21 protein-coding genes are annotated in these 23693 nt (G+C 39.1%); 17 read left to right on the top strand and 4 right to left on the bottom strand.

The window, feature by feature from the left end; genetic code table 11:
• Window positions 1–5: 5 nt before the first annotated feature.
• The 12 genes from AADY36_RS16945 (at window position 6) to AADY36_RS16890 (ending at window position 12684) form a co-directional block, all read left to right on the top strand.
• The gene (locus tag AADY36_RS16945) at window positions 6–422 is read left to right on the top strand and encodes a hypothetical protein (RefSeq protein WP_342409305.1); all 417 of its coding nucleotides are present in this window, start codon (window positions 6–8) and stop codon (window positions 420–422) included.
• Window positions 349–1581: a hypothetical protein gene (locus AADY36_RS16940; RefSeq protein ID WP_342409304.1), complete on the top strand. Its 1233-nt coding sequence runs from the start codon at window positions 349–351 to the stop codon at window positions 1579–1581. Before AADY36_RS16945 ends, AADY36_RS16940 begins: the two co-directional genes overlap by 74 nt.
• The gene (locus AADY36_RS16935; RefSeq protein WP_342409303.1) at window positions 1571–2602 is read left to right on the top strand and encodes a DUF2169 family type VI secretion system accessory protein; all 1032 of its coding nucleotides are present in this window, start codon (window positions 1571–1573) and stop codon (window positions 2600–2602) included. The genes AADY36_RS16940 and AADY36_RS16935 overlap by 11 nt, the downstream gene beginning before the upstream one ends.
• Window positions 2592–3500: a hypothetical protein gene (locus tag AADY36_RS16930; protein WP_342409302.1), complete on the top strand. Its 909-nt coding sequence runs from the start codon at window positions 2592–2594 to the stop codon at window positions 3498–3500. The genes AADY36_RS16935 and AADY36_RS16930 overlap by 11 nt, the downstream gene beginning before the upstream one ends.
• Window positions 3488–4606: a DUF4150 domain-containing protein gene (locus tag AADY36_RS16925; protein WP_138624993.1), complete on the top strand. Its 1119-nt coding sequence runs from the start codon at window positions 3488–3490 to the stop codon at window positions 4604–4606. The genes AADY36_RS16930 and AADY36_RS16925 overlap by 13 nt, the downstream gene beginning before the upstream one ends.
• Before the next feature lies 1 nt (window position 4607).
• Complete coding sequence (locus AADY36_RS16920; RefSeq protein ID WP_342409301.1) at window positions 4608–7661, top strand: hypothetical protein; 3054 nt, start codon at window positions 4608–4610, stop codon at window positions 7659–7661.
• Window positions 7654–8721, top strand: coding sequence for a hypothetical protein (locus tag AADY36_RS16915; protein WP_285221013.1), 1068 nt, complete (start codon window positions 7654–7656; stop codon window positions 8719–8721). The genes AADY36_RS16920 and AADY36_RS16915 overlap by 8 nt, the downstream gene beginning before the upstream one ends.
• 30 nt (window positions 8722–8751) lie before the next feature.
• A complete protein-coding gene (locus AADY36_RS16910) occupies window positions 8752–9822 on the top strand; it encodes a hypothetical protein (RefSeq protein ID WP_285221012.1) in 1071 nt (356 codons plus the stop codon).
• A 67-nt stretch (window positions 9823–9889) separates the two neighbouring features.
• The gene (locus tag AADY36_RS16905; RefSeq protein WP_342409300.1) at window positions 9890–10906 is read left to right on the top strand and encodes a hypothetical protein; all 1017 of its coding nucleotides are present in this window, start codon (window positions 9890–9892) and stop codon (window positions 10904–10906) included.
• Window positions 10907–10956: 50 nt separating this feature from the next.
• A complete protein-coding gene (locus AADY36_RS16900) occupies window positions 10957–12159 on the top strand; it encodes a hypothetical protein (protein ID WP_342409299.1) in 1203 nt (400 codons plus the stop codon).
• Window positions 12153–12431: a DUF6795 domain-containing protein gene (locus AADY36_RS16895; RefSeq protein ID WP_342409298.1), complete on the top strand. Its 279-nt coding sequence runs from the start codon at window positions 12153–12155 to the stop codon at window positions 12429–12431. The genes AADY36_RS16900 and AADY36_RS16895 overlap by 7 nt, the downstream gene beginning before the upstream one ends.
• 10 nt (window positions 12432–12441) lie before the next feature.
• Entirely contained in the window at window positions 12442–12684 is a 243-nt protein-coding gene (locus tag AADY36_RS16890; RefSeq protein ID WP_342409297.1) for a hypothetical protein, read from the top strand.
• Here AADY36_RS16890 and soxR read toward each other — a convergent pair.
• Window positions 12681–13136: a redox-sensitive transcriptional activator SoxR gene (gene soxR / locus AADY36_RS16885; protein ID WP_054562542.1), complete on the bottom strand. Its 456-nt coding sequence runs from the start codon at window positions 13134–13136 to the stop codon at window positions 12681–12683. The two genes, AADY36_RS16890 and soxR, sit on opposite strands and share 4 nt — an antisense overlap.
• Before the next feature lie 76 nt (window positions 13137–13212).
• Between soxR and AADY36_RS16880 the strand changes: the two genes are divergently transcribed.
• The 3 genes from AADY36_RS16880 to AADY36_RS16870 are packed head-to-tail and all read left to right on the top strand — an operon-like array spanning window position 13213 to window position 14849.
• Window positions 13213–13677, top strand: coding sequence for a flavodoxin family protein (locus AADY36_RS16880; protein WP_342409296.1), 465 nt, complete (start codon window positions 13213–13215; stop codon window positions 13675–13677).
• A gap of 48 nt (window positions 13678–13725) precedes the next feature.
• The gene (locus AADY36_RS16875; protein ID WP_138624998.1) at window positions 13726–14250 is read left to right on the top strand and encodes a DsrE family protein; all 525 of its coding nucleotides are present in this window, start codon (window positions 13726–13728) and stop codon (window positions 14248–14250) included.
• Window positions 14250–14849 (top strand): SGNH/GDSL hydrolase family protein, encoded by a 600-nt coding sequence (locus AADY36_RS16870; protein ID WP_342409295.1) that lies wholly within the window; start codon window positions 14250–14252, stop codon window positions 14847–14849. Before AADY36_RS16875 ends, AADY36_RS16870 begins: the two co-directional genes overlap by 1 nt.
• Here the strand turns inward: AADY36_RS16870 and AADY36_RS16865 are convergent.
• Window positions 14846–15514, bottom strand: a complete 669-nt coding sequence (locus tag AADY36_RS16865) for a LytR/AlgR family response regulator transcription factor (protein WP_054562538.1) — start codon at window positions 15512–15514, stop codon at window positions 14846–14848. The genes AADY36_RS16870 and AADY36_RS16865 overlap by 4 nt on opposite strands.
• Entirely contained in the window at window positions 15507–16730 is a 1224-nt protein-coding gene (locus AADY36_RS16860) for a sensor histidine kinase (protein ID WP_342409294.1), read from the bottom strand. Before AADY36_RS16860 ends, AADY36_RS16865 begins: the two co-directional genes overlap by 8 nt.
• A gap of 591 nt (window positions 16731–17321) precedes the next feature.
• Between AADY36_RS16860 and AADY36_RS16855 the strand changes: the two genes are divergently transcribed.
• On the top strand, window positions 17322–18191 hold the full coding sequence (locus AADY36_RS16855) for an ABC transporter ATP-binding protein (protein ID WP_342409293.1): 870 nt from the start codon (window positions 17322–17324) through the stop codon (window positions 18189–18191).
• Window positions 18185–21337: a M1 family aminopeptidase gene (locus tag AADY36_RS16850; RefSeq protein ID WP_342409292.1), complete on the top strand. Its 3153-nt coding sequence runs from the start codon at window positions 18185–18187 to the stop codon at window positions 21335–21337. Before AADY36_RS16855 ends, AADY36_RS16850 begins: the two co-directional genes overlap by 7 nt.
• Window positions 21338–21414: 77 nt before the next feature.
• Here AADY36_RS16850 and AADY36_RS16845 read toward each other — a convergent pair whose 3' ends face one another.
• Window positions 21415–23673, bottom strand: coding sequence for a TonB-dependent receptor (locus AADY36_RS16845; RefSeq protein WP_342409291.1), 2259 nt, complete (start codon window positions 23671–23673; stop codon window positions 21415–21417).
• Window positions 23674–23693 lie beyond the last annotated feature (20 nt).

The following is a 23693-nucleotide window of genomic DNA, read 5'->3' as shown; positions in this document are numbered from 1 at the left end:
TGAAAATGACAGCCACAGTAACTCAGTTATTTGATCAGCAACAATGCCTCGCAGAGGTCAGTGAAGTGTCACCTCAGGGTAAAGCTTTGAGCGTGGTTATTAATCACATTCGTTACGATGTTGCTTTACAAGCTGCCCATGTATCGTGTTGCAAAATAGGTAGCCAAGTTGTGGTGCTACACAGCGACAAAGGTGTGATTGTAACGGCACTTTTAGCCGCACCTGAACAATCTCCGGCGGCTCACATTAGCAACGAAGCAGGACATATTATTATTGCCGCAGAGCAAAGCGTTAGCTTGCAAACCGCCAAGGGCAGCATCGAAGTATTTGCCGATGGCAATATCGTGCTTGAAGGCGAAGATATTACTGCAAATAGCCAACAAGACCTTACCTTGGCAGGTTGGCCGATTAGGCTTAATTAATATGTTTGCAGCGGTTTCTAAGTTAAAACAGCATCAACAGCGCGTTACCACCTTAATGGCGCACCGAGAAAAGCTCCTTGCGTCAGGGGCGTATAGTCTTGCAAGGCAAAAAGTGTTAGAGCATCAAGTGCTTAATCATCTTTATGTGCTGGCATCGCTTAAGCAGCAGTCACCGTGCGACTACTTCAATGGCAACAGCTTTAATGACCTTGCTGAACTTAGCTGTGATGATTTTTGTGAGATCGCGTTAGCGAGCGACCAGCACGCCATTTTTGTCCTTTGTGCAACACGTTTAATGGCTGCACCAGAGCAAGACAACAGTGATTATTTTTTAGCGCTTAAAAAGCAGCAAGCTCTGCCTGTTTATACTTTGTTATCGCAGCAACTTAAGTATTGGACTATCCCAGAACAAAAAGCACTCAGAGCAACAGTGCTAGAGGGCAAAGAGTCATTACCGCAGCAGCTTAAAACTATTTTGTTTTCGCAGCCTTTAAATGATGCCGAGTTACAACAAGCCCTCGCTCATGCTGATTTTACTTTGGTGTATGCCGCTTTAGTCAATTGCTATTGCCAAGGTGATAAAAGCCTTAGTGATAAAGTATTTAAAGTGTTTTCGAGTACTAGCGAGCCTTCACAAAAAGCGCAGTTGTTACAATTAGCGGGGCTGGTTGACGATAGTCGCTGGCATGAGCCTTGCGCTTTATTTTGTAAAGCGCACCCAGAATTTTGCCAAACCGTATTAAGCCACTTTGTGTATAAATCAGCGCTGGTATTGGTGATAGAGCTTATGGGCGTTGCGCAAACACAGCAAGCAGCTTATCAGGCTTGGCTAACGTTAACAGATAGACCACTTGCAAAAGCAGAAGCCTTAACACTGGTAAGTGCGCAAAATCAGCATCATGTGCAAGCCGGTATAAACTTGCATGATGCAGAGCATGTTAGGCAAGCACTGGCTATAAGCAAAGGAGAGTGTGTTTTAAAAGGCGTGAGTTTTACAAAAGCGCAGCCAGAGCAAGGCTTAGCAGAATTGGCAGGCGAGATTGTACAGCGAGTATTTGCCCCTCAGTTTGAATTAACACTGGCCTGTGGTCTTTATCATACTCAGCAAACAGCAGTTCAGTGGCAAAAGTTAATAGCAGGAGCAAAGCATGCTGCATAACTTTACTCCTTGGCAAGCAAGCGTGTTTGAAGGTTGGCAAACAGATGGTACTGCATCTCATGTTGTTTTGGTAAAACAGAGCTTTGAGTTTGATGAAAAAGGCAATACTAGCTTAATGGAACCGTGTGTTGAAATCGTCATGGCTGACGAATATAGCGGTGATCCGACTAGCGAGCCGCTGGTGGCAGTGAATGAACAAGTGGCATTTAAGCAAGGTTTCGAAGTGTATGGCAACTTTACTGCGTACCCGCCAAAGGGCAAAACTGCGCGTGTTATTGAGGTTGAGCTAGGCTTAGCTGCAAACGACACACCGATAATTAAAAAGCGATTACGCCTTACTGGCGAACGTAAATGGCGCCGTTCACTGCTTGGCCCTGTCGCAACAGATCCATGCCCAATTACGCCAACAGCTGTTTGCTATAGCCGTGCGTTTGGGGGCAAAGCACACCATGATCAAAGCGATTACAGCCTCGACAACCCTATAGGTGTTGGCTTTAAACTGAAAAACAAGCACGCAGTAGGGCAGCCTTTACCTGCGATAGAGTATGCCAACGAGGTATTAAGAAAACCAAGCCATCAAGTAAGCGTTGCTGGCTTTTCGGCAATTCCGAGTCATTGGTCACCGCGTATAGAGTTATTGCCAGAGATTGACGAACAAGCGCTTATGGCTGGTAAATACCCGTTCAAAACGTCATTGGCTAGCAACTTTTACAATACAGCCCCCACAGATCAACAAACAAAGCAATTGTTTACAAAAGGCTGGGCGTTTTCGTTAAGCGGATTATATCCATTACAAGAATATGGCCAGCAACAAACTGTAGAGCTTCCTGTGCTTAAGCCAATAGTGCAAGTGGCTAATACGTTAACAAGGCATGATATCGACATGCACTGCGATACCTTAGTGATTGATTCGGATGCACAGTGCTTTTCGCTGTTATGGCGCGGGCATATCAACAGCGACAACGTGGCAAGTAGCAGCAATATAATTGTTGCTGAGCAAGGAGGTAAAGATGCAGTTTGATACTCTTTATCATGTTAATGCCGCTGGGTGCTATACCGAAAGCTTTTATACTTCAGTGGCAAACCAAATGTTGTATTCAAAGCCAAGCAAAGCGCTGATCCGCTGCGATATTAGTTTAGATGCCCCTTATGTATTTGTAGAACTGACTGAGCTTGCAGGGCTTGATAGGCAAACTCGTTGCTTGCTAATTTTGTCTCATATTATTGAAAATATTGAGTTAAAAAAACTTTGTTGTTCATTTAGGGTCAATAAAGTTCAGTTTATATTACCGCACGCCAGTAATGGCGAGCCGCTGATTGATGATGACACATTAAGTGAATTATTGACTGACGCAATGCCTGAGCAAACACCAGCCTTTGAGCAGGTAAGTGATTGGCAGCTCGAAGCAACCGACCTCGATACCCTCATAGTTGCCGTTGATTCGTGTAATAGTTTTGAATACGTGGCTGAGCAAGCCAAACACCACACAGTACAAGTTGTAAATGGCCCTAGCGGCGTAATTAATGGCGAAGGTGGCTATGCATTGTTGGTACACAGACACGGTTGTTTAAAAGCCACGAATTTTGATGAGTCAATGCCTACTCAGCTTCAAAGCGCAAACATACAGGTTAGTGACTCCTTTATTTTTGCAGGCATGCAGTCGTATGAATGGCAAAAACAGTGGTTTAGTTATACCCAAAAGCACTATAAAAATGATGACGAACTAATAGAGTTTGCCGAACTAAATACCGTACTAGGTTATCAAGGCGTGGCAAACCAATCTGCGGCATTTGCATTAGCTGGAAGCTATTTGCATAACCCGCTGATAGCTGACACTGAACACGTTTTTGTGGTGTTCAATCAGCCAAATGAACAGCTATTTAAGATTTCAAGGAGTGAAAGCGAATGTCATATATAAATGCCATGGCTGGCAAAGAATCAGGCAGCGTACAATACGACATAGATGCACTCACTGCTGACGTACGAAGCGGCGGCAGTGTTACATGGCGCCATAATAACCCGACATTACTAGGTCTAACCAATAGTGCACGAAGCAACGGTGCACTCGGCAAAGCCAATGGTATTGCCATTTTTTCGGACCGCTCTGAAGGCGAATCTGCTTTTTTAGATGAAATTGCCAGACCTAAGTACCGAGAGCATACACTTGGTGAATTGGTTAATCGATTTATTCCAGATTACATTATTCCGCCACCACAATGGGATAACGAGAAAAATCAGCCAATTTTGCCGTGGAACGAACCCCAGACCAATATGGACGTCAACAAACCAATTGATAACCCTCGTGCCTTTTTAGATTTAGTGTCGAATCATTTAGGTTGGCAAGCAGGTACAGAGCAGCAATTAGTTAAAGATACAGAATCAGAGGCACCGCAAACCGCCACAGTCTCTGGGCAAAATGTACTTATCAATGGCCGTACCGCTGTGCATCAAGATAGCGGTGGTAAGCTAACAACAATCGATGTGTGTTTAACCACAATTGGTACCAGCGTTGTGCCTATTCCCTACGGCAATAAAGCCCAATCAAGTGATGTTACCTCTGTTGCAAGTTCAGTCAAAGTGAATGGTCAAGGAGCTGCTAATGTAAAAAGTTACTTTTCTCAAAGCTCGGGTGACTCTCCAGGTGATAAAAAAGGTATCGCTAGCGGAACGAACGACGGTAAAGCCGAATTTATCATGGGGTCATTTAACGTAATGATTGAAGGAAAACCAGCGGCTCGCCAAGGCGACCCGATGATATCAAATAATAAAAATACCCCACCCATGCCACTCATGCAGTCTGGCGGCCCCGCACCAAGGGGGCTAAGAGTGCAAGTTAGGGATAGTTTGCAAGATCTTGGTACTGGGAATGAAGCTTCTCTCCTAGTGAAAGGCGTTGATTGCAACGATGCGACACTAGGGCAAATAGTGCTTTCTAAAGGTGGATCACAACAACGATCATCAATCGCTGATAAGCGCCATTCTAGTGGTGAAAATTCGTCGATTAATTTCATAGCAGGTGAGTAAAATGGGCTTATTTAAATTAGATTCAGAAATTAAAGGCATTGATGGCTGTTCATTACTACCGCTTGGATATACAGAGTCATATACCTTAGAAAATCCGCCAGATGATGAGAATAAACCTAATTTTATAAACGTAAAATTAAAGCTATTTACAGAACCATCTCTTGATAAATCAAAGGCTAGATCCGCACAATTTCAAATACTAGGGGAGGATGGCAGGCCTGTATCTGAGTCTAATGGTTTTTACTATATATTTGTAAATGGTCATTTATGGCGAGAAATTGCAGCAGTAGATAATGGTTGTTTATCAGAAATTGATTTAGGTCGTGAGTTTGGTAAAAACGAGCGTAAAGCATCTGGCATACGAACTCAGACCGTTATTATACCCAAAAAGACCAATGGACTTAATTGTGAGCCTAGTGCACTAGAAACCCCTACAGTAGAGATTGCATACTCAGTCGTGCAATGGTCGTGGCAGTATATCGTGAGCCTTGGAGGTTTGTATAAAGATGACGCCAGACAAAGAGGTGCTAACGCAAAAGCGCCAACTCAAGTTGAAGATCAAAATTTAGCAAATAGATTAAGGTCTGCCCGTTGCCAACGTATTGATCTAGATGAGGCTGATGATGAAAAGCAAATTTTTATTCATGATCCTGCTGGTATAGCCTTAGGGTTATTAAATAAATGCCAATCTCTTTTTTTACAATTACAAATTGAAAATCAAAAGCTCACAAGCAAGAAGCACTATGATTCCGGAGTGTTAGCTTACCAAGCTATGTTCAGTGAAGACTTGCATGAAAAGGTAATGAAAGATCACTATTTCTTTCCACATCGCATGTCGTCTGTGCCAATTAAAACACAAAAACCGGGTTATAAAGATCAATCATCAGGCGCAAAATTTCTAAGAAGTGGTGCAAAACATATAGATAAAGAGTATCTAGAAAAATACTTATCTAGCACTGAACTTGAGCGACTCCTAATGTTATTACCAGTAGCACAAAAGGAATTTGTTGATTTTATTCAAGATAACCACGAAGAACGCCCACTATCTAATTACCAAACAGATTATATAGGCATGGCCCCAGTTATGAATGACTGGGTGGCTTTAGAGGATGTTGACTACCTATTTGGTTTTAATTTCGTCACAAATGTATTAAATATTCTGAGTATTGATGATATTTCTACCGGTGTTTTCAGGCCTTGGAATGCGAAACTCGAGTCTGAAAAAACACGTAAAAAAAATGTGCAAAGAGCGGTTAGCTCTATAGAACAGTTTTTAAAAACTACATTTGAACAGAGCAATTGGATGTCTGATTGCTTTATGATCCCCGAACAGCACTATGACATAACTAAGCCCGGTAGCGTTGTTCTTAAGAAGCTTAAAAATGAGAAGAATAATGGAGAAGCAAAGTTTAGGTTTGAAGAGTTTAAGCGGATCCATAAAAAGCTCATTGAAGAGAAAAAAGAGGAAGAAAGCTTATTAGCAAATAAAGGGTTAAAAGAGTTTTTCGGAAAAGCAAAAGACGCAGTTGGTTATTTAACCGGTGCATGGGGTCGTGTGGCTAGCCAGTATCAAAATGGTGTATTAAAACCGCATATGGTAAAGCTCAGAAACTTAATGGTGTCATACAATAAAGCAATAGAAATTAGTGACTTCGCAGACCTACATATAAAGAAAGCCGGTGCTGTACTCGGTGATAACCCTTCGGTAATCGCTGTTACAAACTATAAGCGCACACAACTTAACAGGCAACAAAGGCGCGCAAAATTACGAGAAAACGTGAAAAATCCTCCCCCTCACGCAGTGACTATTTTAGATAGCGATAACAAAGTCATCGCTGCTGAAGATCCAAAAGCTTTTGGTAGTAATAAAGGCTATTTTAATCCTAAAAACTGGACAGATTATCATGATCTTATTGGTCGCTATGACTCAATAGACGGTGAACTAGTGGTTGTGCCTAAATCACATAAATATGCAATGTACTATGACGATCCAAACTTTAAATTAGGTGCGGTTGATACTGTTAAATTAAAGGGATTACGTGTTTTAGAACATAATTTACCTATGGTTATGTTGGCATTTGAAATGTTTAACGCCAATGAGATGATCAAGAAGTTTAAGGCAGGGGATAAAGTATCAGGTAAAGTAAAATTAGAAGTAATTAATTTAGTATATAGCTTAGGCACGTTATCTCTTGAAGTAGCTTCTTTTAGACTTGTCTCTGTAAATAACTTTTTAAAACTATCTGTCCGGCTTTTTAGCAGAACTGTATTGCTGTCTAGGCTATTGGGTTCGATAGGTATGGTAATTACAGCTTTTTTATGTGGCTTGGACACCTATACATCAATTAAAAAGAACGATTTGGACGCTGCATTTTTTCATGTTTTAAGTGGGATTGTCGCAGTAGCGGGTTTTATTTATTTAGGAACAGCATTATTAACTACACCATTTGGATGGGCGATTATTGTTTTAGGCCTGCTCATAGCTGTAATTGCTACCCTGGTCACTGATAATGAGCTAGAAACGTGGGCTAAAAACGGCCCATTCGCAAAAGATGAATCCGATCGTTGTTCTGGGAATTTCAACAAGTGGGATTTAAAACCAAATGAATGTTATGCGGCATTAGTTGGTCTGCTAATGCAGCCTAGTGTTACATTGAACCTACAAGTTCAATCTAAACATAGTAATCAATTAATAATTAATGTAGGTACACCGAATTTTGCGTATGGCCAATCAGAAGTATTAGTACAAGTTTATCAAATTGAAGATGCTGGTATTTTAAGTCCAGAACATAAATTTAGGGTTAATCATAAAGACTGGAAAATTTCACAAAAAGAAGGTGAAAATTCTAAAGCAATTGAAGGCTTCATTTATTCAATACCTTTCCTCTCAATGTGGCCAAGTAAAGGGTATCAAGTTAAGTGGAGAGTCAAAGTTCAGTATCGCTTAGATAAGAATGTTACTTTGCCCTATGTAGACATTGATGAGCGTAATGACTGGGATAAAGGTGAGCAGCCTGATAAAGCTTGGCTGATTAAGGAAATTGAATATGCTTGAGCAATACGCAGAAACCGCTTATCGCGGAAAACAAGCTGCAAAATTTAGAAATGAAATCGCAACAGATGAACGTGAATCAATGTATTGCCGCTACCAAAGTAAACAGGCGCAATTTCCTAGGGGTAATGTGTTAGGTCACTGTTTTGATAACTCTCAAATATTAGAATATAAAATGAATCTAAGTGGTACTGCAAACCGGCATCGCAGTATCCTCAGTCAAGGTAAGAATCGACTGGAACTTCCATTAGCTTCTGAAGCAGTCAGTTTCATCGATAACTTAACTTTCTTCTGGGGGGTCATACACATTTCTGTTTTATTTCTTTTGATAGCATTCCCAGTCGCCAGTCTTTTTTTAGGAGATATTGGAGAAGCTTTCAATAGTTACATTTTTTTGTTGCCTATTTGGTGTTTTTCAAAAATTCTGAACTGTGGAATATGGCCATACTTTAGGCCTAATTTTAAATTAGCAGTTATTTTTGAACGTAAAACGGGAATCGTAAAAGTGCCAAGGAAAGGTTCTAAAAGTTTTTCTTATTTAAGCTTTGAACAATTTAACGCGCATTATAAAGCTACTCATAATCCTAAGAGTGGATTTCCACACAGGGGATTTACACTTTTACATTATAAAGAAAATCGTCATTATGATGTTGCTTACAATAATGAGATAACTTGCAGCTTCCATCATTGGGAACTATTACAAAACTTTATGGATGTTACCCAGCCTTTGGCCGATATCCCGCAATTTGAATATTATCGAGAGTTTGATAAAACAACCGCAGAGTTTGATAAAGCAAACGGTCGTCCAAAATACTTTTGGTATCGTGTTGATAAATCTTTTTTAAAAAAGATGAGCCAAGCAAAAGACGAGCAATTAAAAGAGTTTAATGATGACGAGCAACTAGATAATTTACTGATGGGTAAACCAATCAAAAAGCTCAATCCACCTGAAATCTTTAAGTTTCCTTGGAGATACGCAGAAAATATAAAACCAGAAAGTGAGATTAAATTTGGCAAAACAGCGTGGCAAAAATTCACTTCGTTTTTAATGATTGATTTATAAAAACGACTAGGCTGGTTAAGAAAGTTGAATATGTATAAAGATTATCTAGAGGGTTGTTATAAAGGTCTTAAAAGAAAATTGATAGAATCTGAAGGTTTAACAAATGAAAGAGAATCTTACTTTTGTAAAGAACAAAGCAAGATGCCTATTTTTCCAAAAGAACAATGCGTTTTGAATGCTTGGAGTGACTTTCAATTAGAGAGTGATCGGCTTAATAGAAATGGGGAATCAATTAGAGCTTATAATACTATTGCAAAAGACAATACACACCTAAAACTAGGTATTGGTGGAACACCAACTAACTGGAAAACCTCTTTAATTGTAGCTTGGATATATATACATTTATCTGTAATCTTTTTATTAATCAGTATGCCACTGTTAGCATGGTTACTTGGAAATGAGAAGCTTAGTTTTGATCTCATAAAAATTTGTTTCTTAGTTTGGCTAATTTCAAAGTTAGTTAGTATTTTTTTTAGAAAAAGTCGATTATTTAAAAAATTAAAATTACAAACATTTTTTAATCGATCAAGTGGTAATATTGAGGTTCCTAGCTCAGATGGTAAAGAGTTAATTGGCTTAAAATATGATGAATTTAATGCACACTATCGTGTCGTGCATAACCCTAATAGTGGCTTCCCATTTAGAGGCTTTACACTACTGCATTATAAAAAAGATGAACTGTTTGATCATACAGGCCCAACTTATATTTATGATGTGTTTTGTGAGTTGGAACTGATTGAAAATTTCATGGATACCACAAAACCTTTAGCTGATATCCCACAATTTGAATACTATCGAGAGTTTGATAAAACAACCGCAGAGTTTGATAAAGCGAATGGTCGTCCAAAATATTTTTGGTACCGTGTTGAGCGCAAGTTCGCTAAACAAATGAACAAAGAAGCCCTGAAGTTAAGTAAAGAGTTTGATAATGATGAGCAACTAGATAATTTACTAATGGGTAAACCAATCAAAAAGCTCAATCCACCTGAAATTTTTAAGTTTCCTTGGAAATACGCAGAAAATATAAAACCAGAAAGTGAGATTAAATTTGGCAAAACACCGTGGCAAAAATTCACTTCGTTTTTAATGATTGATTTGTAAAAACTGACTGTTAGGGCAACATTGAAAGATAAGGATATCAATGTCTATTTCGTATAGATTCGCAAAAATGAATGCAAGAACAATCGAAGCGTCACAAAACTTTAAGCAGTATATCGTACCTAAGAAGTTTGAATATAGTTCGCTTAAAGGATTGATGTTTGTAAGAACATTCTTAGAGAAAGAAGATAGTAAGGAGGTAGCCCCAGACAGTTTGTATAATCAAGCTCGTATTTTAGGTTTTCAAAAAGGGAATGACTGGTCGCTAGGGTTAATATTGGGGCCGATATTAATGGGGGCAGTGCTAACATTTATGTCAATTATATTTTTTGGGGTGTGGCTTTATTCACAATTTACATCAACCCCAGAAAGTTTCCCGTTTTGGTTTGTATTACCTGCAATTGGCTTTAATATTTTCTTCTTAAACTTTAGACCTATTTTAGCGCGTTACATTTTACCTCGGCGTGAGGTGTATTTTGACCGCATAAATCAAACGGTGAGTTTTACCTGGTCGGTTGATAATGCGCAAAAGAATGAGCATGGTCATGCGACCTTTCCGTTTTCAGAGATAGAAGCGTTTTACGCTAAAGCCAACCATTCACAAGGACATGGTGTGACTCATGCGATGTATGTGGCTCATAAAGATTACGGCAACCATGCAGGTGCGTTTAGTGAAATTCGTGTTAAAGACAACCCACAAAACCCAAACTACTGTCGTTACACATGGGAGCGCGTGGTGCGTTTTATGGATTTAAGCAAACCATTAGTGGACTCACCAGAAATTGAGCCGTTTCGTCATTTAGACCCAGTAACACGCGATTTTGATAAACAGAATAACCGCCCAGAAAAGTATTGGCGTTTAATGAGTTACAAACAGATGCAGCAGATAGAAGAAAAGCTTGATAACGATATTTATCGCTTTAACTTTGATGGCGCAATAACCAACCCTAAACGCTGGGCAAACGAAGAAATCACCAAACCATGGGAAAAATGGCCAATTGACGAAAGCTTAAATCAGCCTGATACAACGCCTTATTGGAAGCGATTAACAAAAACCTTATTAAGACAAATAGCAGTGGGTGTTTAGGGTCTGAGATATTTAAAGTGGAATGGTTAAAACAAGGAATGTAGATAGCAATGACAATGAGTAGTGGTGATAAAAGCTCTTTAAAATCAAGCAATCTGGATGATTTAATTGATAACCTTATTAGTGATGAGGAGGTTAAGCGCTATATTGCTGAACAAAACGACGGTTTAACTCATGAAGAAAGAGAAAAAATAAAAAGAGAAAATCGTATTAATGCAATTAACCAGTGGTGCGCCGAAAATCCTGGCCGAGACCCAACAAGAGCAAAAGATAAAACCATTAAACAGCTTGCCTTAGATGAAGAAGCGGTGGTTCGAAGAGAAGAATTTAGAAGAGATAACCCTGAAAAAGTTGCAGAAATAGATATAAGAGCTGAAAATAAAGTTAAATACCGTAAGAATAGTCAAACCTATACAGAGCAACTACCAAGAGACTATTTACATCAAGACAGTTATGAAACGCGATTAAAAAAAGCTGAAGCACTTAATGGCTGCAGCTTTAAAACTCGTACCTTTAAAAGTAAGCGTTTTACTGATCAATATGCAGCAGAGCTTGAATCTCCTAATCGAGGCTCAACACTTGAGGGGCATTGGGTAGAGAATGATGGTAAGCAGTTGGCTATTTCATGGTTTGGAGGGTGGTCTAACTTATTTACAGCACTTGGCTTTTTCTTTGAAACACTCGCTTTTATGGTTTTCTTATTTCATGTATATGCGTTAATTGCGAATGGGTTTGAATATTTTTGGATTATGGCCTCAATCTATGTGACGCTCTTTGGTTTGGGTTATTTCACTTTAAAACATCGAGCTATATTAGCGCACCGAGATAATTTTTACTTTAATCGCCATACTGGCCTTGTAAAAACTCCGCATACCTTGTTTAGAAAACCGTTTTATTTACCTTACGAAGACATTGTTTGCTATGGCGCAAATCAGCGTAATGTCGGTTCAGCCCGTGGTGGCTCACGTGTATTTGTATCACTCATGGTGCCGTTAAAATACCCTAAACATTATCGCTTCACTAAGCCTACTTTTTATGTAGGCGGTTCAAATCGTGAATGGGATTCACTGGCATACGCCACAGCTATGACCTTTATGGATACATCCATCCCGCTTGGTACTCACTTATATCAATCGATAGAGCATTACTTCAAAATTGATAAAGACATAACAGAAAAGCACGGATTCCCTGAGGAGCTAAAACCTTATTTAGATCCAGTAGATTGCCAAGTAAATAGAGAGGCCGTGTGGTAGTGAGCTTTGTTAGGTTAGCATTTGTCGCTATTATTCTTTTTACTTCAACTGAGGTTTTTGCAGGCATGTTTGGTTTGTTCAATAAAAGTGATTTTTTGTTATCTGCTCCAGTTCAAGGGGTTTTACTAGATAATGGTAAGCCGGTGGCAAAGCAAAAAGTAACCCGTTCGCTTACTTATGGTAAAGAATATATTGATAAGACGATAACAGATGAGAATGGCCGCTTTCGCTTTGATGAAAAGCTAATAAGAACAGCTAATAAGAACAGCTAAACCTGCAAATATGTTTGATAATGACTCGCTTATTCAACATATCTACCTTGAAAATGGCACTCCCGAAGGTATTGTGCTTTGGTATACAAGTATTTCAATTCATGAAAATAGTAATACCCTTAAAGGGTTGCTTGGCGATCTTGTTTGCGAGCTCTCAAAAAGCCCACAAACAGTTGATATTCAGATAGAAGAGGCGCCTGAGCATACGTTTGCTATTTACGGTATGTGTGAGCTGAGCAAAGCTAAACTTTAATCTCTTTCTAACAGCACAGCGCCGCTGTGCTCTTCACCTAAATAATCATCTTTGTTGTAGATAGGGCATTTGGCCATTGATAAACAGCCGCAGCCAATGCAACCATTAACGCGTTCGCGCAATCGTTGCATGTATTGAATTCGTTCATCTAATTGCGTTTGCCATACTTTAGAAAGGGCTGCCCAATCTTGTTTAGTGGGTGTGCGTTGCTCGGGTAGGGTGCTTAACGTTTGTTTAATGTCTTCAAGAGTTATGCCCATGGTTTGCGCAGCTTTTATAACGGCAATTCGGCGTAATACATCGGGTTTATAGCGGCGCTGGTTACCGTTATTACGCCAGCTGCGAATAAGCCCTTTAGACTCATAAAAATGTAAGGTCGAAACTTTTACGCCACTGCGTTTTGCCACAAAGCCAACCGCTAGGTTTGCATCAATAAGTTTCTTATCTGACATAATTTGCTCCAAGGTGTTGACCTAAAGTTAGCTTTAGGTTTTACGCTGCGCACATCATAAAAAAGGAGTGATAGTCATGCAACAAAAACCAATAACAAATACGGTAATTATTTATTCAAGTGCGCGAAAAAAGGGTAATACGAGTTTACAAGTTAATGATTATAAAGCGCAGTATGGCGGCGATCTGGTATGTCTAGATGACTATGTTATCTCGCCTTATTGCTACGATAAGCAATATAAAAATGATGATTTTTATGCGGTATTTGAAGCGCTGTTGAATTATCAACACTGGGTACTGGCATCGCCAGTGTATTGGTATAACACCACACCGCAGTTTAAAGCATTTTTAGACCGGATCACTGATTACATGGATGATGAAACACTCAGGCCAAAACTGAGAACATTGCGTGAAAAGCAGTTTTCATTGCTCTCAAATGCAGGATCTGCTCACGCGCCTAACGCGTTTATCGAGATGTTTAAAAACACCTTTAATTACTTAGGCATGACCTTTAAAGGGCACCAACATATTGATGCTAGTTAAACGGGTTTAAACAAGGTAGGCTAGAGTAAAGAATCATCAGGAACTTATATGAAATCAACACTGTTAGGTTTATCTTTAGCCTTATTATCTTCGTTTAGTCATGCAGAACAAGCTGAGCCTGCTATTAAAGGTTTTGGTTTTTATTATGATGTGCCAAACCATGCACCAATCTCTGATCAAACGGTTTTCAAAGTGGCGTTTGATGTAGCTGATGCGGCAGAAAAAGGGGCGCAGAATAACAAAATGAACTCATTAGCACGGTTCATTAATATGCATATAGCCCATGGTGTGAAGCCTGAGAACATTCAACTTGCTTTAGTTGTGCATGGTGGCGCAAGTGTTGATGTACTGGAAAACAGTTTTTATAAACAGCGCTTTGACAGTGACAATAAAAATCAGCAATTGATCTCACAATTGTTGGCACATAATACCGTTGTGTATGTGTGCGGGCAGTCTGCAACGCACATGAAGGTAAAACAGCAGCAGCTTATTCCTGGTGTGCAAATGGCGTTATCGGCAATGACCGCGCATGCACAGTTGCAGCAGCAAGGTTACACATTGAATCCATTCTAATGAATATCTTATGTTTTGGTGATTCAAATACTTATGGTATTTCACCCGTCGATGGTAAGCGCTTTGTAGCCGATGAGCGCTGGCCTAGTTTACTTGGGATTAAATTAGGTGCCGGCTACCAAGTTATAGAAGCTGGTCAGCCTAATCGTACACTGGTGAACGACCCGCCTTTCAGTGGCGATAAACTGGGCATTAAATACTTAGAGCCCTACTTAGCGGCTTATCATTTAGATGTGATTATTATTCAGCTCGGCACGAATGATTTAAAGCGCCGTTTTGCACTGTCGGCTGCTGATATTGCCAATGCCCTCGAAACACTCATTTTAGATATAAAAAACTACTATCTGCACCGCGAATTACCCAAAATAATGATACTAAGCCCGCCGGCGGTGTATGAGGTTGGCGCGTATCAATCTATATATGCAGGTGCAGAGCTAAAAGCAAAACAGTTAGTGGAAGAGTTTAAAAATGTTGCTGACAGCAACGACTGTAGTTTTGTTAATTGCTTTGAATTAATAACGCCATGCCCTTCAGAAGGCGTTCATTGGCCAAGCTCACAGCATAAGACACTTGTAGATCATCTGATATGCATTCTCTAAAGTAAAACTTTGCAGTGTTCTTTAAATGATTTACCAATTTTTATCTTGTCACTAGTATCTAACTCTACATGTTCGTTTGTAACAGCTACGACTCTGCTGTTATTCACTATGTATGATTTATGGACTTGAGTGAATGAGCCTATTAGCTGCTCTAAGATCTGCTTTAGTGTCGTTGTTGCGAGGATCGTGTGGTCATCTTGGTGTACTTTTACATAATTACCATATGCTTCAATGTATTTAATTGTATCTAAGCTAAGCTTGCGTTTTTCGCGATCTATTTTTAGAGTGATTGATTTGCTTTCCGGAGTTTGGGAAATCCGCTCACGCACTTTATTTATTGCTTGCTGTAAACGTTGTGCTGATACAGGTTTGAGTAAATAATCAGTAACATTTAGCTCATAGCCTGTGAGTGCATATTCTTCATAAGCACTCACAATAATAATTTGAGGCGGGTTAGCGAGTGCTTGAATGAGTTCTAACCCTGACAATTCTGGCATGTTTATATCTAAAAATACGACATCAATAGTTGATTTTGCTAATTGGTACAAAGCATCTTTAGCGCTGAAATGCTGAGAAACTACTTTGATATCTGAATGAGACTCTAAATGATGAAGAATTACTTGATGAGCAAGTGGTTCATCATCAACAACAATTGCTTTAATCATTTGATAATTCCAAAGAGAGGGTGGTTTGCCAAAGTCCATTGTGATTGCGCACCACTAAAGTATGTCTTTCTCGATAAAGTAGCTCTAAACGCCGCTTTAAATTGTTTAGCCCCATACCTGAATCAGCGTTATCACTTTTGTGAGGAATGCTATTTTCGCAAAATAAAGTTAAAACGTTATCATTTAATGTTAGTTTTATCGTTACTTCAGCGTTTTCTTTTGCGTGTTCAACACCGTACTTTATGGTGTTTTCAATTAAAATGATTAGAAGCAGTGGTGCTATCGAAAGAGAGTGACTAGTTTCAGGCCATACTAGGTTAAATCTACAATTATTTGCATGTCTTATCTTGTGCAGTTCAAGAAAGTTTTTAATGTAATTTAGCTCTTTTTCGAGTGGAACGAATGGTTTTTGCCCTTCATAGACGGTGTATCTCAGTAAGTCAGCCAACTGTAATACCAATTCAGGTGTCTTTTCTGATTTTGTTAATGCAAGTGCATATAAGTTATTTAATGTATTAAATAAAAAGTGCGGATTAATTTGCTGCTGTAATAGCTTTAGTTCTGTTCTTATTTGCTGTTTGGCAACTTCTTCTAATTTATGGTGGTGCTGTTGGCGTTCAAACGCCAAGATAATGGGAGTCGAGATACTTAAAAATAAAAACATAAACTGATAATTGTACTTATTGATAATATCTTGGTTGCCTCCAGGAGTTAAATTGGCAACATATGAGGGTAAGTCATTAACAGGCAATGTGAGCACAATAGCGACAAATAATGGTGTGAAAATAACCATGCTAATTAAGCATGCAGATACAAAAATGAGCACTCCATATTTGGCTAATAGTTGACGTATTAAAATGTAACGATTAAATAAAAAAATGCCGTGAACGATAATTGCGTAGACCAAAAGCTGAGAAAAATACCAAATGAATTGATAAAAGTTTGTAAGTAGTTTTTGAGTATCAAATATTAATGCGAATGGCTGATTTAGCAGAGGGGCTTCATGGCTATTAAGTATGCCAGCCATGACAAATGCCCAGCCAAAACATATAACAAAAACAACTTTATTTAATGTAAACAATGAGCTAATCCAACTGGTTAATTTAGAGTTTTGGTTTTTCTTAAAACGTTGGGATGAAAGCCAAAGTAAACTTGCTAGACTGCAAAGTAACCAACATTGTTCTTGTAAGTAGTGCCATTTATCATAAGTTGGCATGCTGTTGCTTAATAGATAAGTGAGTATTGGGTAACCAATAAACCCAGACAACCACCACAATGAAGCCTGCTTTAAAGAATGCTGAGATGCCATCCAGTGAGCGATTAAGAAGGGGATACACTCAAAAATTAGCTGTAAATTTACTGTTAGATAAGTACTGGGTGAATCAACTCTCAGCGAAAGATAACGAATATGGCTTTCAAGTAGTATCGCAGCGATTAATGGTAGTAGAGTAACCATGCTTTTTATGTTTTTAGGTGATGATAAATAGCTAATAGTTGCCAGCAAAATCTACTCCGTTCATTTTTATTTTTGCTACGTTACACTGTTGTTTTTTATGATATTTATATATTACTCTAATTTCTAAATAATGTGGAAACTGAGAGAGTAATACACTGATTAAGCGTTATGATAGATTTAGCTTAACGTTTTTATTTCTTTATTCACCCACATTTTGATGAAAGTTCTTTTTTTGATGACGAAAGAAGAATTTTTGCTTTCATCATCAAACTTGAATCATTGATCATTGCTTCATAGCAGCGAGCTTTACCATTCCTTAATCTAGATTTGTGCTAATTAAGGAGCCAAAAAATGCTAACACTTGAGCATATTTCGAAAACATACCCTGATGGAACTCAAGCACTTAACGATATAACCATTGAGTTACCCAGTGGCATGGTAGGGTTGCTGGGGCCAAATGGCGCTGGTAAGTCTAGTTTGATGAGAACCCTTGCATGCCTGCAAACTATTAATTCTGGCCGTATAAAGTTTAGTGGCTTAGATATATTAAAAGACCCTGAAAAGTTACGTAAGCAACTTGGTTATCTACCACAGCAATTTGGTGTTTACCCACATATGGGGTGTAGAGCACTACTTGAACACATAGCCATATTAAAAGGGCTTGAAATTAAAAAGACAAAGCAACAGATTGATGACCTGCTTACTGCGTTAAACTTAACTCAACATGCAAATAAAAGAGTCAGTCACTTTTCTGGGGGAATGAAACAACGCTTTGGTATTGCTCAAGCATTGTTGGGTGATCCCAGATTAATTATTTTAGATGAGCCTACAGCAGGGCTTGATCCGGCTGAGCGAGAGAGTCTCAATAACTTATTAGTATCAATGAGTAAGAATCGATTGATCTTGCTATCAACACACATAGTGGAAGACATAGAAAACCAATGTCACTTTGTGGCGATGATTAAAGGTGGTCAACTGATCCAAAGTGGCCATATTGATAACTTAGTAAGCCAACTCAAAGGTAAAGTATGGGTATTAAAAACTTTGCCAAGCGTACTGCCAAAAGATGCTTTAGTACTGAGCCAAAGTTATCGATATGGTGAGCCCGTCTTGCGAGTTTATGCCGCAGAACGCCCAACTATAGGAGCTGTTTTGGCGACAGAATCATTACAAGATAAGTACTTCTTTGAACTAAAATCTCAAAGAGGCGAATTATGTTAATAATTAATGAGTTAAAGTATCTTTTTCGTCAACCAATAGTTTGGGTGTGCTTGCTTATTGCGCCAAGTTTTGCATTTTCACTTTCTTCAGGACTTGCAACAAGTAATGTTGACCCGTTACAGCAGTATCAATTGCATTTAGTGTCATTACACATGATGCAATTGGTTTTATTGGTTGGAGCATTATCGCCAGCAATTTTCTTACGTGATCACCTCTTTCATATGGATGAAATTATTGCTGTTGCATCAGTAAGTTCAAGACAAAAAAACTATGTTCGAATAGGTGGTTTTGTAAGTCTATTAATGATGGTTTCATTAAGCAGTACGTTGGTTATGAGTTTCGTAGATTTTCAAAATAATGGATTTAGTTGGCAAATACTTGGTTATACAATTTTTTATAGTAGCTTTGTCCTACTTATAAACTGTTTTTTACTTATTGCTTTGGCATTTTGGCTTTGTCAAAGGTTTCGAAGCTCAATGATTATCTATGCCGTTTTTGCAAGCATTTGGATAGCTTATTTGTTCGCTGCGAGTATAACGGGTAATCCAATTTTGGCAGGAAGTAATGTACTAAACGAAACGTTCTATCAACTATTTATCTGGTTAGATCCATTTGCTTATACAACGGTAATAGCAAGTTTTAGCGAGTCACAAAATACGCCCTTTTATACTAATCGTTTTATTTGTTTTACTCTGGCATTTGTTATTTTTACGTATGCTGTTAGCTCGCATACCCAAGCACATTCACAGCCAAAGCAACCTAAACAACGGTGTCTTGAGTCTGAACTTAGGACTAACACTCAATATCAAACGGTAAAGCCTACATTTCGTCAAAGCTCGATTCTATTTGAGCTATATAAAGCTGCAATTTTAAATATTTTAAAACAACCAATAACTCTCATTCTGTTACTTATATGGCTAGGGTTGGTGTTTAATAGTGTTGCATCTTCTTCTCAGTATGCAGAACCAATGAGTGTTATTAAAGCAACTAGCATTGATGCTGTTAATCAATATGCCTTTGATATGTATATATTGCTCGGCTGTTTACTGGTGGCTCTATGGAGTTGGCAACTTAGTTGTCATGCTAGGCACTATAAAATAGCAGAGATAATTGCGGCAGCGCCTATTAAGACTGCTTCGATTTTGCATAGCCAATTATTGGCAATAGTGAGTTTGGTGTTTGTTTTTTCGTTTGTTGGTTTCGTTGGCGCATCACTAGCTGAGTTTTTTATTGGTAGTAACTTTGATGCTTATCAACATATTTATACCTTAGCTTTAATGGGACTGCCGCTAGCTATTATTGCTTCGATATTTATATGTATTTTCAATTTAATGCGTTCAGAGCTTATTGCATCTTTAGTGGTTTTTGCCATTTTGTTACTTAAATTTACTCCAGTAATGACTTATTTAGGGCTAACACACACGTTTTGGAGTGTAGCTTGGACACCATTGCAGCCGGCTAATGAATTTTGGGGCTATCGCGCAAGTTTGAGTAGTTACTGGCCTTATGTCCGCGCGTGGCTAGTATTATTACTTAGTGTAGTGCTTGTTAGTCAGGCTTTTAATCACCGTGGCACAGGAATGGGAAGTCGAGCTTTTAAAAATAAAGATGTTTGGCTCTTAACACCAGCGGTTTTGGCTATCAGTTTATTTTGGCAGCTGCATGCTAATTTAATTTCAGAAAAGCCACTAAGTAATTCTCATAAACGAGAAACATTTAAAGCAAATTATGAAAAAATGTTCGCTGATTGGAAACATAAAGCTCAGCCAAAAGTGAGTCATATCGATGCAGAAATAGATTTCTATCCGTATAAGCAATCAGCCCAATTCAACTTAACCTACTCATTTACTAACCCTCACACAAAACCAATAAAACAGGTATTGATAGGTCGTGCAGGCTTTTATCAATGGGCAGATATTAAAATAGAAGGAGCTGAGCTAGTCGCATTTTATCCATCTATGAACCAAGCTATTTACGAGTTTAAATATGCACTTCAGCCATTCGAAACAAGGCAACTTAAAACGCAATTTGCAGTAAAACAGGCCAAATTATGGCCCATACAAGGGCATCAAATCATAACGCCTGAATTTAGTTATATTCGTTCAGTTCCGCTATTACCGACGATTGGATATCAAAGAAACTATGAATTAGATGACGAGCAGTTAAGATTAGATTATGGGCTTCCAATGTATGTTAAAACACCGCCTTCAAAGCTTTTTAATGCAACATACCAAGTACCAGATAGCTATGAACGCATTACCATGAAAAGCAAAGTTACCACTGCATTAGGTTATCAGGTCGTCTCACAGGGTAAGAATATAGAGCATATTGTTGAAGGGCAAAGAGCTGTTTTTAAATTTCAGACGACAGTGCCAATTAACAACTTACCGGCTTGGTTATCGTTTCCATTTGCAGCAACTGAGTTAATTTATGAAGAGGTGAAGTTACAGGTTTATTCTAAATCAAGTGCAACTGAAGCTGATCAAGATGCTATAAAAGTTAACTTACAAGCTATGAGTGATACGCTTTCTTGGTTTAAGAATAATTTAAATGCGTACAAAGGTTCAAAGCTCAGTCTGGTTGACTCTACGGGTTTTGGTGGGACAGGGTTTGCATTACCTGAAATTATTTTGATTGATAATAAGGTCGGTTTTAGAGCTAAACCAAGTGAGGGCGGAGGTTTTGATCAACGCTACCGCCGTGCAGTACATGAAACGGCTCATCAATGGTTTGGTCATGATATTGGCAATAGTGTTCCTGAAGATAGCGCTTTTTTGATTGAATCACTAGCTAAATATATAGAGCTTGTGGTGATTGAAAAGCGTTATGGAAAAAAGGCTGTCGAAGCATTAGTTAAGTATGAAACTCAACGATATCAACAAGCTTCTAGGTTAGATATTTCAACAAAGCAAGCATTGGTAGATTCTTCAAAAAGTTACGATCAGTATTCCAAAGCTACTCTTGTATTTGCGAAGCTTAGGAATGAATTTGGGGATGCAGTGATTGTGGCAGCTTTAAAATCAGTATGGCAAAAATACGCACATCCAAATCGACCAGCAACGTCAATGGATTTTATTCGAGCTTTACAAGAACAACTTGATGATCAAAATAATGGCTTAATTAATAAACTTTTTTTGGAAGTATAAAAACAAAAAAGCCACAGGTTATAAAACACTGTGGCTTGGGTATTGATTCTTTCAATCAAGGGGTTTGGGAGAATCGCTTAAAACTCGTAGCTAATGCTTAAGCGTGTAGTACGAGGCATGATGTAACGACCATTCGGTGCATCAGCATTACGAGGGTCACCTTCGGTGATGCCTTGCTCGTCAGTTAAGTTATCAACCGCTAATTGCACTTTAATACCTTCCATAGGCTCAACAATTAAACCAATGTCTACTTTTTCGTAACCTTCTAATACAACTGTGTTTTCGTTGTCGCCCCAACGATCATCAACCGCTGAGATTGTGCCGTATAAGGTTGCATACATATCGCTTACTTCAAAGTCATAGCTTGGTGTTACACGTACTTGCCATTTTGGCTGACGTTGGCTTTCGTTACCTTCGTTGCTTGGGCTTTCTGTGATTTCTGTTTCTTGAAGCGTTGAGTTTAAGTTAACTGAGAAACCAGATTCGTGGTTGTAGTTATAATCAAGCTCAATACCGTAGGCTTCGTTTGTTAAGATTTCAGCTGGTACACCAGGGCGACGAACAAAGGTGTCACCTTTTACTTCGTTAGTGAAGAATGTTGCATAGAAATCGGTGCTATCAGTTAATAGCTTATAACCAAACTCGGCTTGTGTTACTTCTTTAATTAACTTTTCGCCACCTTCGTATGCGCTAAAGTTATCGCGGAAGTCGTCGAAGTAAGGCATTTTGTAACCACGGTTTACGCGAGCAAATACACCCATGTCATCATTAATTGAGTAGTTGATACCCGTTGTCCACGATGTTTTGCTTTCGTCATATTGAACTGACTTGTCGATTACGCCATCAAGACCTTCATCAACTGAGTATTCCACTTCGTGGTTTTCAAAACGAACACCGGCATCAAGTGTAAAGTCATCGTTGAATTTATATTGAGCCGTTGTGTAAAAGGCATTGGTGCGTGCATCACCTGTAGAGTTGATATCGTAGTTGAAGTCACAACCATCAACACTTGCATTACACTCGATGCCGTCTAGCATTTCGCCGCCTGCTTCAAGCACGTGATACGCTGTGTTACCTAAGCTCCACCAGTCATTTGCTGATGTGCTTGCTGTGTAATAACCAAAGGCCAGTGATAAATTATCAAGCTTTTTAGCGAATGCTAAATCATTGGTGAATGCGCTAATTTCTTTTAATACCACCCAACGACCAAGTTGTTGAACCGCTGTGTCTGCATCGTATTCTGTGCCAGTTACTGCACCTGTTGCTGTTTCACCGTTATCAGCCACTGCACCAACGGTTGTTGCAGAGCCTGCCGGTACTAAGCCGTACGTGTTTGCATCACCTTTGGTGATGTTGAAGCGATCTGTGAAGCTCCAACCGTTATCGAATTCAAGTTTGATACTACCGCCAGAAACATGACCTTTCCAACCACGGCCTTCACCTAAGTCGATCTGTTGCTCGTCATTATTTGCACCAGTGTAAATAGTCGCTTGGCGATTTAGAGTACCCAGCTGCGTGTAGCTTGCGTCAACACCGTCAACATTTAGTGGCGTTGGTAAGTACCAAGCACCATGGTCGTCTGTTTGACGCGTGTATAAGTTAATGGTGCCGTTTTCTAATTCTTTAGTGATATTAATGGTGAACTGGCTGCCTTTTTCTGATGTGAAACCTGCATCACGAATACCTGGAGAGCTTTTAACATAACCACCCACCATGAAGAATAAATCTTCAGAAATCTCACCACTAACCATAGCGTCAATGCGTTGTAAGTCATAATCTGAAGTTGTGTATTTGAATACACCTTCTGTATCTTCACTACCACGTTTAAGGCGGAAGTTAGTTGTTAAACCTGGTTGGCCATTTGATACAACAGGGTTTGGACCACCGCGTAATGCTTCCATTGTTTCGATTGTTTCATCTAAACGGAATAACGACGAGTTTTCTAAAAATGACAAAGTAGGCGCAGGATAAATTGGCGAACCTTCAAGGCTTAATGTTAAAAATGGTGCATCACCACCACCAGGGAAACCACGTACAAATACGTTCGCGCCAGACTCACCACCCGAGCTTTCTACCCACACACCCGGCACGGCTTTGAATAAATCAGCTGTACTTTTTGGCGATAATTTAACAATTTGATCTGCATCGATATTGGTTACTGCATAGCCAGCATCAATTTTACGTACGCCAATACCTGCTGGTGTACCAGATACAATAATACGTTCTACTTTTTCTTTCGCTGGTTGCTCAGTTTGCTCTTCGGCCATAACTGTTTGGCCACTCAAAGCTAGCAAAATTGCAGAGGCTAGCGCACTGCGTGTGTATGTAGTTGTCATTGTGTGTTCCCATTTTTTAT

The organism is Pseudoalteromonas sp. D15MCD-2, from assembly GCF_038562745.1.
GTDB lineage: Bacteria > Pseudomonadota > Gammaproteobacteria > Enterobacterales > Alteromonadaceae > Pseudoalteromonas.
This window is presented reverse-complemented; position numbering and strand designations above follow the sequence as displayed.

Coding starts and splice junctions, on each gene's coding strand:
- AADY36_RS16945 (WP_342409305.1), top strand. CDS start 6: ATGACAGCCACAGTAACTCAGTTATTTGATCAGCAACAATGCCTCGCA.
- AADY36_RS16935 (WP_342409303.1), top strand. CDS start 1,571: ATGCTGCATAACTTTACTCCTTGGCAAGCAAGCGTGTTTGAAGGTTGG.
- AADY36_RS16930 (WP_342409302.1), top strand. CDS start 2,592: ATGCAGTTTGATACTCTTTATCATGTTAATGCCGCTGGGTGCTATACC.
- AADY36_RS16925 (WP_138624993.1), top strand. CDS start 3,488: ATGTCATATATAAATGCCATGGCTGGCAAAGAATCAGGCAGCGTACAA.
- AADY36_RS16920 (WP_342409301.1), top strand. CDS start 4,608: ATGGGCTTATTTAAATTAGATTCAGAAATTAAAGGCATTGATGGCTGT.
- AADY36_RS16915 (WP_285221013.1), top strand. CDS start 7,654: ATGCTTGAGCAATACGCAGAAACCGCTTATCGCGGAAAACAAGCTGCA.
- AADY36_RS16910 (WP_285221012.1), top strand. CDS start 8,752: ATGTATAAAGATTATCTAGAGGGTTGTTATAAAGGTCTTAAAAGAAAA.
- AADY36_RS16905 (WP_342409300.1), top strand. CDS start 9,890: ATGAATGCAAGAACAATCGAAGCGTCACAAAACTTTAAGCAGTATATC.
- AADY36_RS16900 (WP_342409299.1), top strand. CDS start 10,957: ATGACAATGAGTAGTGGTGATAAAAGCTCTTTAAAATCAAGCAATCTG.
- AADY36_RS16890 (WP_342409297.1), top strand. CDS start 12,442: ATGTTTGATAATGACTCGCTTATTCAACATATCTACCTTGAAAATGGC.
- soxR (WP_054562542.1), bottom strand. CDS start 13,136: ATGTCAGATAAGAAACTTATTGATGCAAACCTAGCGGTTGGCTTTGTG.
- AADY36_RS16880 (WP_342409296.1), top strand. CDS start 13,213: ATGCAACAAAAACCAATAACAAATACGGTAATTATTTATTCAAGTGCG.
- AADY36_RS16875 (WP_138624998.1), top strand. CDS start 13,726: ATGAAATCAACACTGTTAGGTTTATCTTTAGCCTTATTATCTTCGTTT.
- AADY36_RS16870 (WP_342409295.1), top strand. CDS start 14,250: ATGAATATCTTATGTTTTGGTGATTCAAATACTTATGGTATTTCACCC.
- AADY36_RS16865 (WP_054562538.1), bottom strand. CDS start 15,514: ATGATTAAAGCAATTGTTGTTGATGATGAACCACTTGCTCATCAAGTA.
- AADY36_RS16860 (WP_342409294.1), bottom strand. CDS start 16,730: ATGCCAACTTATGATAAATGGCACTACTTACAAGAACAATGTTGGTTA.
- AADY36_RS16855 (WP_342409293.1), top strand. CDS start 17,322: ATGCTAACACTTGAGCATATTTCGAAAACATACCCTGATGGAACTCAA.
- AADY36_RS16850 (WP_342409292.1), top strand. CDS start 18,185: ATGTTAATAATTAATGAGTTAAAGTATCTTTTTCGTCAACCAATAGTT.
- AADY36_RS16845 (WP_342409291.1), bottom strand. CDS start 23,673: ATGACAACTACATACACACGCAGTGCGCTAGCCTCTGCAATTTTGCTA.